General features: G+C 55.9%; 13 protein-coding genes and 1 riboswitch. Of the genes, 12 read left to right on the forward strand and 1 reads right to left on the reverse strand.

From position 1 onward, the window contains the following. Positions 1-72: 72 nt before the first annotated feature. From rsfS to lipA, 9 genes are all read left to right on the forward strand, one after another. Entirely contained in the window at positions 73-390 is a 318-nt protein-coding gene (gene rsfS / locus QZQ97_RS12005; protein ID WP_004949598.1) for a ribosome silencing factor, read from the forward strand. 3 nt (positions 391-393) lie between these two features. Next, the gene (rlmH, locus tag QZQ97_RS12010) at positions 394-864 is read left to right on the forward strand and encodes a 23S rRNA (pseudouridine(1915)-N(3))-methyltransferase RlmH (protein WP_004949595.1); all 471 of its coding nucleotides are present in this window, start codon (positions 394-396) and stop codon (positions 862-864) included. Positions 865-902: 38 nt separating this feature from the next. Further along, positions 903-2,798: a peptidoglycan DD-transpeptidase MrdA gene (gene mrdA, locus QZQ97_RS12015; protein ID WP_311993602.1), complete on the forward strand. Its 1,896-nt coding sequence runs from the start codon at positions 903-905 to the stop codon at positions 2,796-2,798. An 8-nt stretch (positions 2,799-2,806) separates the two neighbouring features. Next, entirely contained in the window at positions 2,807-3,919 is a 1,113-nt protein-coding gene (mrdB, locus tag QZQ97_RS12020) for a peptidoglycan glycosyltransferase MrdB (RefSeq protein WP_311993603.1), read from the forward strand. 10 nt (positions 3,920-3,929) lie between these two features. After that, on the forward strand, positions 3,930-5,015 hold the full coding sequence (gene rlpA / locus QZQ97_RS12025) for an endolytic peptidoglycan transglycosylase RlpA (protein ID WP_311993604.1): 1,086 nt from the start codon (positions 3,930-3,932) through the stop codon (positions 5,013-5,015). A 242-nt stretch (positions 5,016-5,257) separates the two neighbouring features. After that, positions 5,258-6,469 (forward strand): D-alanyl-D-alanine carboxypeptidase DacA, encoded by a 1,212-nt coding sequence (gene dacA, locus QZQ97_RS12030; RefSeq protein ID WP_311993605.1) that lies wholly within the window; start codon positions 5,258-5,260, stop codon positions 6,467-6,469. A 111-nt stretch (positions 6,470-6,580) separates the two neighbouring features. Continuing rightward, positions 6,581-6,844, forward strand: a complete 264-nt coding sequence (gene ybeD / locus QZQ97_RS12035) for a DUF493 family protein YbeD (protein WP_004949579.1) — start codon at positions 6,581-6,583, stop codon at positions 6,842-6,844. A 134-nt stretch (positions 6,845-6,978) separates the two neighbouring features. Further along, positions 6,979-7,647, forward strand: a complete 669-nt coding sequence (lipB, locus tag QZQ97_RS12040) for a lipoyl(octanoyl) transferase LipB (protein ID WP_311993606.1) — start codon at positions 6,979-6,981, stop codon at positions 7,645-7,647. Next, positions 7,640-8,605, forward strand: a complete 966-nt coding sequence (lipA, locus tag QZQ97_RS12045) for a lipoyl synthase (RefSeq protein ID WP_006319875.1) — start codon at positions 7,640-7,642, stop codon at positions 8,603-8,605. Before lipB ends, lipA begins: the two co-directional genes overlap by 8 nt. A 94-nt stretch (positions 8,606-8,699) precedes the next feature. On the opposite strand, the gene tatA is transcribed toward lipA, so the two are convergent. Further along, on the reverse strand, positions 8,700-8,912 hold the full coding sequence (gene tatA, locus QZQ97_RS12050; protein WP_311993607.1) for a Sec-independent protein translocase subunit TatA: 213 nt from the start codon (positions 8,910-8,912) through the stop codon (positions 8,700-8,702). 219 nt (positions 8,913-9,131) lie between these two features. On the opposite strand from tatA, the gene QZQ97_RS12055 reads away from it, so the two are divergent. From QZQ97_RS12055 to QZQ97_RS12065, 3 genes are all read left to right on the forward strand, one after another. Continuing rightward, on the forward strand, positions 9,132-10,193 hold the full coding sequence (locus QZQ97_RS12055; RefSeq protein ID WP_311993608.1) for a diguanylate cyclase: 1,062 nt from the start codon (positions 9,132-9,134) through the stop codon (positions 10,191-10,193). A gap of 87 nt (positions 10,194-10,280) precedes the next feature. Next, positions 10,281-10,343: riboswitch (Fluoride riboswitch) on the forward strand. A 77-nt stretch (positions 10,344-10,420) separates the two neighbouring features. Next, on the forward strand, positions 10,421-10,804 hold the full coding sequence (gene crcB, locus QZQ97_RS12060; protein WP_006319870.1) for a fluoride efflux transporter CrcB: 384 nt from the start codon (positions 10,421-10,423) through the stop codon (positions 10,802-10,804). Positions 10,805-11,096: 292 nt separating this feature from the next. Next, complete coding sequence (locus QZQ97_RS12065) at positions 11,097-11,693, forward strand: TetR/AcrR family transcriptional regulator (protein ID WP_311993609.1); 597 nt, start codon at positions 11,097-11,099, stop codon at positions 11,691-11,693. Positions 11,694-11,698: the final 5 nt, after the last annotated feature.

Raw genomic sequence — 11,698 nt, forward strand, 5'->3', positions numbered from 1 at the left:
CATTGATTCAGGCCGCATGCGGGCATTTGCCTGCCGCAGTCGAACAAACAGAACACACCCGAGGGGGAACCTTTGCAAGGTAAAGCGCTCCAAGATTTCGTCATCGATAAAATTGATGACCTGAAAGGCCAAGACATTATCGCTCTGGATGTACAGGGCAAATCCAGCATCACCGATTGCATGATCATCTGCACCGGGACCTCTACCCGCCACGTGATGTCTATCGCCAACCACGTAGTGCAGGAAGCCCGCTCCGCAGGTATGGAACTGTACGGCATGAAAGGTCAGGAAGCCTCCGACTGGGTCGTCGTCGATTTGGGCGATGTGATCGTACATATCATGCAGGAAGAAAGCCGTCAGTTGTATGAGCTGGAAAAACTCTGGAGTTAAGCGGTGAAACTGCAACTGGTAGCGGTCGGCACTAAGATGCCAGACTGGGTGCAGACCGGTTTTATGGATTATCTGCATCGTTTTCCGAAAGACATGCCGTTTGAGCTGACCGAAATCCCGGCAGGCAAGCGCGGCAAGAATGCCGACATCAAACGCATTCTGGAAAAGGAAGGCGAGCAGATGCTGGCTGCGGTGGGCAAAGGCAACCGCATTGTCACGCTTGATATCCCCGGTACGCCGTGGGAAACGCCGCAGTTGGCGCAACAGCTCGAACGCTGGAAGCAGGATGGCCGCAACGTCAGCCTGCTGATTGGCGGCCCGGAAGGGCTGGCACCGGCCTGTAAAGCCGCTGCCGAACAAAGCTGGTCGCTCTCTCCATTGACATTACCGCATCCTTTAGTGCGCGTCCTGGTGGCTGAAAGCCTCTATCGCGCCTGGAGTATTACAACAAATCATCCTTACCACCGGGAATAACCGATGGTGACAGTGACAGAGTGAAATAAAGCAGCGGGATGAAAATAGAACGTAACCCTTTTCGCGACTATACGGCTGAATCTGCCCTGTTTGTACGCCGCGCCCTGGTGGCGTTTTTGGTCATTCTGGTGCTGAGCGGCACCCTGATCGCCAATCTGTATAATCTGCAAATTGTCCGCGTTGAGGATTACCGCACCCGCTCCAACGAAAACCGCATCAAGCTGGTGCCCATCGCCCCCAGCCGCGGCATTATCTACGATCGTAACGGCACCCCGCTGGCGCTCAACCGCACCATCTATCAGTTGGAACTGATGCCGGAAAAGATCGATGACCTGAAAGCGACGCTGCAGGCGCTGCGTTCGGTGGTCGATCTGACCGATGACGACATCGCCAACTTCGAGAAAGAGCGCAAGCGCTCACGCCGTTTCGTTTCCATCCCGGTGAAAACCGCGCTGAACGAAGTTCAGGTCGCCCGCTTTGCGGTCAATCAGTTCCGCTTCCCCGGCGTGGAAGTGAAAGGTTACCAGCGCCGCTATTATCCTTATGGCTCCGCCCTCACCCACGTTACCGGTTACGTCTCGAAGATCAACGATCGCGACGTCGAACGGCTGGACAAAGACGGCAAACTGGCTAACTACGCCGCCACCCACGATATCGGCAAGCTGGGTATCGAGCGCTATTACGAAGACACCCTGCACGGTAAAACCGGCTATGAAGAGGTCGAGGTCAACAACCGCGGCCGGGTAATCCGTCAGTTGCACGAACAGCCGCCTTCCGCCGGTCAGGACGTTTACCTGACGCTGGATCTCAACCTGCAACGCTATATCGAGCAATTGCTGGTGGGCAGCCGGGCGGCGGTGGTGGTGAGCGACCCGCGTACCGGCGGCATTCTGGCTATGGTCTCCAACCCCAGCTACGACCCGAACCTGTTCGTGGACGGCATCTCCAGCAAAGAGTATCAGGGGCTGCTGAACGATCCGAATAGGCCACTGATCAACCGCGCCACGCAAGGGGTTTACCCACCCGCGTCGACGGTAAAACCCTATATTTCCGTCTCGGCGCTCAGCGCCGGGGTGATCACCAAAAACACCATCGTGTTCGATCCCGGCTGGTGGCAGTTGCCCGGTTCGGAAAAACGTTTCCGCGACTGGAAAAAATGGGGCCATGGCCGCCTGAACGTCACCAAGGCGCTGGAAGAATCGGCGGATACCTTCTTCTATCAGGTGGCGTACGATATGGGCATCGATCGCTTGTCGACCTGGTTGACCAAATTCGGCTACGGCCAGTACACCGGCATCGATCTTTCCGAAGAACGTTCCGGCCTGATGCCGACTCGCGACTGGAAATTCAAACGCTATAAAAAACCCTGGTACCAGGGCGATACCATCCCGGTGGGCATCGGCCAGGGCTACTGGACCGCAACGCCGATCCAGATGTCCAAGGCGCTGAACACCCTGATTAACGACGGTAACGTCAAAACGCCGCATCTGCTGCAGAGCACCCGAGTCAACGGCGCGCTGGTGCCTTTCCGTCAGGAAGAGAGCACGCAGATCGGTGATATTCATTCCGGCTTCTGGGAAATTGCCAAAGACGGCATGTACGGTGTCGCCAACCGCCCTAACGGGACGGCGCGTAAGTATTTCTCAGATGCACCCTACAAAGCCGCGGCAAAATCGGGTACCGCACAGGTATTCGGCTACGAAACCTACAACGCCCACAAACTGGCAGAACACCTGCGTGACCATAAGCTGATGACCGCCTTTGCGCCGTACAATAATCCTACGGTGTCGGTCGCCATCATTTTGGAAAACGGCGGTGCCGGTCCGGCGGTCGGGACGATTACCCGTCAGATCCTCGACCACATCCTGCTGGGCGACAACAATACGCAATTACCAGCCGAGGCCCCACTGCCGCCTGGTGTAGAAGGTGATTAAGGTAGAACATGACTGAAAGCCAACAAAAAGGCTCGATCTGGACCAAAATCCATATCGATCCCACTTTCCTGTTATTCATTCTGGCCCTGCTGGTCTACAGCGCATTCGTGATGTGGAGCGCCAGCGGCCAGGATATCGGCATGATGGAACGCAAAATCGGCCAGATCGTCATGGGCCTGATCGTGATGGGCGTAATGGCTCAGATCCCGCCGCGGGTCTATGAAAGCTGGGCACCCTATCTGTACATCTTCTGCGTGATCCTGCTGATTATGGTCGACGCGTTCGGGCAGATCAGTAAAGGCGCTCAGCGCTGGCTGGATCTCGGTTTTGTGCGCTTCCAGCCGTCGGAAATCGCTAAAATCGCCGTCCCGCTGATGGTCGCGCGCTTTATGAACCGCGACGTCTGCCCGCCTTCACTGAAGAATACCGGCATTGCGCTGGTGCTGATTTTCCTGCCGACGCTGCTGGTTGCCGCGCAGCCGGACCTGGGCACGTCGATTTTGATCGCCGCCTCCGGCCTGTTCGTGCTATTCCTTTCCGGAATGAGCTGGAAGCTGATCGCCGTCGCCGCCGTAATGCTGGCGGCCTTTATTCCGGTGCTGTGGTTCTTCCTGATGCACGGCTATCAACGCGACCGCGTAATGATGCTGCTCGATCCGGAAAGCGATCCGCTCGGCGCCGGCTACCACATCATTCAGTCGAAAATCGCCATCGGTTCCGGCGGCCTGTCCGGCAAGGGCTGGCTGCATGGCACCCAGTCGCAGCTGGAGTTTTTGCCGGAGCGCCATACCGACTTCATCTTCGCGGTATTGGCCGAGGAGCTGGGGCTGATTGGGGTACTGGTGCTGCTGGCGCTGTACCTGCTGGTGATTATTCGCGGGCTGATGATCGCCGCCAAGGCGCAAACGACCTTCGGCCGCGTCATGGTCGGCGGCCTGATGCTGATTTTGTTCGTTTATGTGTTTGTTAACATTGGCATGGTCAGTGGCATTTTGCCGGTAGTTGGCGTACCTTTGCCTCTGGTCAGTTATGGGGGTTCGGCGCTGATCGTACTTATGGCTGGGTTCGGCATCATCATGTCGATCCACACGCATCGGAAAATGCTGTCTAAAAGTTTATAAGAGGTGAGTAATGCGTAAGGAATGGCTTTGGGTCGGCGTAGTGGCTGTGTTGCTTTCCGCCTGTACCTCCCCGACCACGGAACAGCAGGCACCGCCGCAGCAGCCGTATAATGGGCCGGTGGTGGAAATCGGCGGCGTTGAGCCTCAATATGAACCCTATAACCCTGGCACCCTGCAGGATTATAAGGTTAATGGCGACACTTACCGCATCGTGAAAGACCCGCAGAACTTCTCGCAGACCGGTCTGGCCAGCTCCTATGGCGAAGAAGCCCGGGGCAACACCACCGCGCTGGGCGAGCAGTTCGATCCTAACGGCCTCACCGCCGCGCACCCTACTCTGCCGATCCCAAGCTATGTGCGTGTCACTAACCTCGCCAACGGCCGCCAACTGGTGGTGCGCGTTAACGATCGCGGGCCTTACACCAACGGCCGCATTATCGATCTGTCAACAGCCGTTGCCAACCGCCTGAACCTGTCCAACAACACCAAGGTTAAAGTTGATTTCATCAACGTGGCGCCGGATGGCACTCTGAGCGGCCCCGGTACCATAGGTACGACCGTCGCCAAGCAAAGCTACGCCCTGCCGTCGCGCCCGGATCTCGGTTCGAGCAGCATGGGGACGCCCGTGCAACAGGAAGCCCCTGTCGCCAGCGGCGCCGCAGTGCGTCCAATCGATAACAGCAGCCTGAACGCCGATGACAACGCACCGGCCGCCGCTGCCGGCAACGCGCGCACCGGTTTCCTCGGCGCCCCAAGCCAGGTTCCGGCCGGAGTACTGGAAGGTTCAGAACCTGAACCGGCCGTCAGCGCCGCAGCCATTGCGGCCCCCGTTGCCGCCACCGCAGCCGTTGCTGCCGGAGCGTCTTCCACCGGGAGTTATGTCGTGCAGGTTGGCGCTCTCAGCAGTGCCGAACGCGCACAAACTTGGCAACAGAGCCTGAGCCAGCAATTTGGCGTGCCTGGCAAGGTTGCCGCCAGCGGCGGCGTTTACCGCGTGCAATTAGGCCCGTTCGGCGATCGCCAGCAGGCGACCCAGCTGCAACAGCGCCTGGCAGCAGAAGCTCAACAACAATCTTTTGTCACTGCCGCACCCTAAACAGAGATACCCGATCAATTTCAAGTTGCAGCCAACCGCGCTGCAACTTGGAAAGGTCAAAAACATGAAGCCCCGGCGAGCGATCGCGACTGATAAGCGTTTCTCTAGCTGAAACATTTTCTTTCAGCAAAATGTCCGTAAAGCGCTATGAGTCAGATGAATGGATAATGCCTGCCGGAATCTCATCTGTTATAGTGTGGCTCGTTTTTAACTTTACCCTCATGGATGTTGTCCTCTCGATCATGAAACAAGTAACTTCTTTTCGCTTAATCAAGAGCATAGCGCTCGGCTCCGTTATCGCGATGAGCGCAGTTTCCGTTGCGCAAGCCGATGACGTTAATATCAAGACCATGATCCCAGGGGTCCCGCAGATCGATGCGGAAGCCTATGTCCTGATTGACTACAACTCCGGTAAAGTTTTGGCGGAAATGAACGCCGACGCGCGCCGCGATCCAGCCAGTCTGACCAAAATGATGACCAGCTACGTCATCGGCCAGGCGCTGAAAGCAGGCAAAATCGGCCAGGAAGACATGGTTACCGTAGGGCAAGACGCCTGGGCAACCGGCAACCCGGTATTCAAAGGTTCCTCGCTGATGTTCCTGAAGCCAGGCGATCGTGTGCCGGTTTCCAAACTGACCCGCGGCATCAACCTGCAATCCGGTAACGACGCCTGTGTGGCGATGGCCGATTACGTAGCCGGCAGCCAGGACGCGTTCGTTAACCTGATGAACACTTACGTCAGCAAGCTGGGCCTGCAGAACACCCACTTCCAGACGGTACACGGCCTCGACGCACAGGGCCAGTACAGCTCGGCGCGCGATATGGCGCTGATCGGCCAGGCGCTGATCCGCGACGTGCCGGACGAATACGCGATTTATAAAGAAAAAGAGTTCACCTTCAATAACATCCGTCAGATGAACCGTAACGGTCTGCTGTGGGATACCAGCCTGAACGTGGACGGCATCAAAACCGGCCATACCGATTCGGCGGGTTACAACCTGGTGGCTTCCGCCACTGAAGGCCAGATGCGCCTGATTTCTGCGGTACTGGGCGGCCGGACTTACAAAGGCCGTGAAACCGAAAGCAAAAAACTGCTGACCTGGGGCTTCCGCTTCTTCGAAACCGTTGCACCGCTGAAAGTGGGCAAAGAGTTTGCGTCTGAACCTGTTTGGTTCGGCGATGCAGATCGCGTTGAGCTGGGCGTGGACAAAGACGTCTACCTGACCATCCCACGCGGCCGGATGAAAGATCTCAAAGCCAGCTACGTGCTGAACACTCCGGAGATTCATGCACCACTGGCGAAAAACCAGGTTGTCGGCAGCATCAACTTCCAGCTGGATGGCAAAACCATCGATCAGCGTCCTCTGGTGGTGATGAACGAAGTGAAAGAAGGCGGTTTCTTCAGCCGCATCGTGGATTATATCAAACTGATGTTCCACCACTGGTTCGGTTAACAGTTGAAACGGGCAAAATTGCCCCCATATACTGATTAACATTAACTCCCGCTCCGGCGGGAGTTATAATTTATAGATTCGCTATGTTGATAGCAGCACTCTGGAGCGCACATGAAAACTAAACTGAACGAACTGCTCGAATTCCCTTGCTCGTTTACCTACAAGGTAATGGGCCTGGCACAACCAGAGCTGGTAGACCAGGTGGTGGAAGTGGTACAGCGCCATGCGCCCGGGGATTACAACCCGGAAGTTAAACCGAGCAGCAAAGGCAATTACCACTCCGTTTCCATCACCATCAACGCCACCCATATCGACCAGGTGGAGACGTTATATGATGAATTGGGCAACATTGAAATTGTCCGCATGGTGCTGTAATTACAGCATAAAACCCTGCTTACCAACCCGGGCCAGAGGATCGTCTGCCCGGGTTGCGCATTTTTGGTCAGCTAAATGCTGGTCGCCGGCCAGAGCGCCCGGTATAATGGCATTACCACTTCTGTAACCTGACGATGACTCTTTTGCAACCAGACAAGATCATTTTGCGTCAGCTGGGGTTGCAGCCCTACGAGCCTGTATCCCAAGCCATGCACAACTTCACCGATCGCAGAACCGAAGCCACGCCCGATGAGCTGTGGTTGGTTCAGCATCAGCCCGTGTTTACTCAGGGCCAGGCCGGTAAAGCGGAGCACTTGTTAATGCCGGGTGATATTCCGGTGATCCAGAGCGATCGCGGCGGCCAGGTGACCTATCACGGTCCGGGGCAACAGGTGATGTACGTGATGGTCGATCTGAAACGCAACAAGGTTGGCGTTCGCCAACTGGTCACGGCTATCGAAGATACCGTTATTAATACCCTCGCCCACTTTCGTATCGAATCGCGCGCCCGCCCGGATGCGCCCGGTGTTTACGTGGGGGAACAAAAAATCTGTTCGTTGGGTTTGCGGATCCGCAAAGGCAGTTCATTCCACGGCCTGGCACTGAATGTGGCCATGGATCTCAGCCCCTTCCAACGTATCAACCCTTGCGGTTACGCCGGCATGCAAATGGCGCAGGTCAGCGCGCTGGCGCCCGGCGTAGGCATAGAAGACGTACACCCAATCCTGGTACAGGAATTTGTTCATTTACTCGGCTACCCCAAGGTCGAGCTTCGTAACTGGAACCTGCACGATTATGAGTAAACCAATTCAGATGGAACGCGGCGTTAAATACCGCGATGCAGACAAAATGGCGTTGATCCCGGTTAAAACGGTGGTCACCGAACGGCAGGAGCTGTTACGTAAACCCGAGTGGATGAAGATAAAACTGCCTGCCGACTCTACGCGCATTCAGGGCATTAAAGCCGCCATGCGTAAAAACGGTCTGCATTCGGTGTGCGAAGAAGCTTCCTGTCCGAACCTGTCTGAATGTTTTAACCACGGCACCGCCACCTTTATGATCCTGGGTGCCATCTGTACCCGCCGCTGCCCGTTCTGCGACGTGGCCCACGGCCGCCCGGTCGCCCCGGATGCCAACGAGCCGGAAAAACTGGCCCAGACCATCGCCGATATGGCGCTGCGCTACGTGGTGATCACCTCGGTTGACCGTGACGATCTGCGCGACGGCGGTGCTCAGCACTTTGCCGACTGTATCGCCGCGATCCGCGCCAAAAACCCGACCATCAAAATTGAAACGCTGGTGCCGGATTTCCGCGGTCGTATGGATCGCGCGCTGGAAATTCTGACCGAGACGCCGCCGGACGTGTTCAACCACAACCTGGAAAACGTGCCGCGCGTTTACCGGCAGGTTCGTCCGGGCGCCAACTACGAATGGTCGCTAAAACTGCTCGAGCGGTTTAAAGAAGCGCATCCGCACATCCCAACCAAATCCGGTCTGATGGTCGGGCTGGGGGAAACCAATGCGGAAATCGTTGAAGTCATGCGTGACCTGCGCCGCCACGGCGTCACCATGTTGACCCTGGGCCAGTACCTGCAGCCAAGCCGTCATCACCTGCCGGTACAGCGCTATGTCAGCCCGGCCGAATTTGATGAAATGAAAGAAGAAGCGATGGCGATGGGCTTTACCCATGCAGCCTGCGGCCCGTTTGTCCGTTCTTCCTACCATGCCGATTTGCAGGCAAAAGGGATGGAAGTGAAGTAAACGCCGTAATAATTTGTTACGCTTCCTCTGGCGGAAACGCCAAAAACGGATGTCCTTGCGGCATCCGTTTTTTATTGCTGCGCAGAAAAAGTAATTACTGGTCTTTCTTTTCGACGCTTTGCGGATTGGATTGGCTTTCTGCCGCATTGTTTGCCGGCGGTGGCGTAGTGTCATCGCCCACGGCCTTTTTAAAGCCCTTCAGCGCAGCGCCCAGATCGGCGCCCAGAGTACGCAGTTTGCTGGTACCGAACAGCAAGATGATCAACACCGCAATCACCAGAAGTTTGGTAATACTGATACCTTCCATACTCACCTTCTTATTCATATAGCGCTGCAGACGCAGCGAAAAAACAAACCTTGCCTGAGGTTATTTACCTACTTTCGCTAAACCAAGACAACAGCAACATGTAACAGAGTGAGATCACTGCGCCGATACCTCTTTTAAATGCATTGAGCATTAATCAGACTATTCTGAGTTGTCGCACTGCATGGTACGCTGTCGTTACACCTATCAGGGAGCCGCAGGATGTATGCACCATCAGTTATCGATACCAGACGATCCGGCCTCAGCTTCGCCAGACGTACCTATCTGCCACGCATCGTCGGCCTGGGGATCGGTTTTCTCTGTGTGTTCTCGGTGCTCTATTCGCAGCAGCCTGGCCCCTGGGTGTGGGGGCTGCTGATTTTTCACGGTTTTATTTGGCCGCATATCGCTTACCAATGGGCATGCCGCTCTGCCATGCCCTTCAAGGCGGAAACCCGCAATCTGCTGATCGACTCGTTTTTTGGCGGTCTGTGGGCAGCCATGATGGCTTTCAATGCCTTGCCGTCGGTGGTCATTCTGTCGATGATGGGCATGAACAACATTGCCGCAGCCGGTAAGTCACTGTTCTTTAAAGGGCTGGCTGCCCAGTTGGCCGGAGCCCTGATGGTCAGCGCCCTGTTGGGCTTTCCCTTCCAACCGCAGAGCACGCCGCTGCAGATCTATCTGTGCCTGCCGATGATTTATCTCTACCCGGCGCTGCTGGGGTTAGTCACGTACCGCACCGCCAAGCGGTTAGCGCAGAAAAAACAAGAGCTGCTGCGCATCAGCATGCGCGACGGCCTGACCGGGCTGTACAATCGCCGCCATTGGGAGCATTTACTGCATCACCAATTCGACAGTTGCCGCCGTTACCAACACACCGCGACCCTGATCCTGATAGACATCGATCGTTTTAAAACCATCAATGACACCTTTGGCCATGCGCTGGGCGACGAGGCGCTGGCGGTGCTGGCAGAAGAGCTGTTAATTGGCCTGCGCGCCGTGGATATCGTTGGGCGCTACGGCGGTGACGAATTTGGCGCCGTGCTGCCGAACACCAGTGCCGAGCAGGCCAGCATTGCGCTACTGCGTATCCAGAAACGTCTGAATGACATTATTTTTCGCGAAGCGCCGCAGTTGCGGCTGAACATCAGCGCCGGTATAGCCGATTACCACGGTGAAATGGGCGGCTACCTGGACTGGCTGAAAGCCGCCGACAATGCGCTGTATCGGGCAAAAAACAATGGCCGCAACCGTCTGGAGCTGGCGGTGCCCGGCAGCTGACGCCGACGTTAACAATTTCAACCGCCTCTCTACTACAAAACAGGCATGACCGGGTGTAAGATCCAGCCTGCACTGCAAAAAGCGGTGCCGAACAACGGAGATGACATTCCTCCATAACCGCCTTCACAGGCTGATGATGTCTACGTAACCTCTCAAAGGGGTGCGTAGCGTTGCGCCTGACCCTTTCTGAGCCTTGGTTTCCCCTTTTAGTGAAAGGTATTTCAACCATGTTGAGTTCTTTACTGGCAGTCTTTATTGGCGGTGGTGTCGGCAGCGTGTTGCGTTGGGCCGTAAGCATGAAGATGAACCCGCTTAACGCGCATATCCCTCTGGGCACACTGGCGGTGAATCTGGTGGGCGGTTTTGTCATCGGGCTGGCCATCGCGATATTTACCCGCATGACGCACCTGGACCCCACCTGGAAATTGCTGATTACCACGGGTTTCTGCGGCGGTTTGACGACCTTCTCCACCTTTTCGCTAGAGGTCGTGTATTTGCTGCAAGATGGCCGCTTCGCCTGGGCGCTGGCCAATATGTTGCTCAATCTGGCCGGCTCACTGGCAATGACCCTGCTGGCGTTTATGCTGGTCGTCTGGGTTAACGGGCAATAGCTAATTTGGTTCTCTTAATGTTTCCTTAATCTGCCGCACGCATAATCTCATCCAGGATCCCCAACTGGATGAGAACTCTAATGTTTAACCTGCCCAAAACCGCCGCTGAAGCGATCGCCACCCTGCTGTGCCTGCTGATTGTCGCCGCGTTTATCAAGGTTTATCTGTTCGCCTGACGCTTCGCCCCCCAGGATCCTGCTTTAGAGTTCCCCTTCTGCCGTTCTTGCATTACAATTGAGAATGAACGTTCGCACCCAAACCGCGAACCCCTCTCTTGGTAAAGGATCGGGAAATGATATCCACCAGCGATAGCAGGCAAGCCAAAGCTCAGGCCCGCCGCGATCAAATCGTCGATGCGGCGAAACTCTGTTTTCGTCAGCATGGTTTTCACGCCGCCAGCATGGCGGAAATCGCCCAGGGTTCGCAGCTCAGCGTCGGTCAAATCTACCGCTATTTTGCCAATAAAGACGCGATCATCGAAGAAATCGTCAATCGCATCATCGCCAGTAAAATGCGTCGCCTGGAGGATCTTGGCGGTCACATTAACCTGATTGCCGGCACTCTGGCGGCTCGCACCCTGTTCCAACAACCGGGTGAAAACGAAACTGACCATATGCTGATGCTGGAGGTCACCGCCGAAGCCACACGCAACCCGGTGGTGGCGAAAATGCTCAGCGATGCGGAAACGCGGCTGTTTCGTCATGTCTGCCAGAATCTGCAGCGGATGTATCCGCATTTCACCGCGCAGGAAATCGCCGCGCGAGTGGAATTTATCGCCGTATTGAGCGAAGGCACCGGTTATCGCATCCTTACCACGCAAAAAGCCGATGTCAGCTTGCTGAGCGGTTTATATCAACAAGCTATCTCTCACCTGTTCAGGAAACCCTGATTCCC

The organism is Serratia sp. root2 (assembly GCF_031931805.1).
Classification (GTDB): domain Bacteria; phylum Pseudomonadota; class Gammaproteobacteria; order Enterobacterales; family Enterobacteriaceae; genus Serratia; species Serratia inhibens.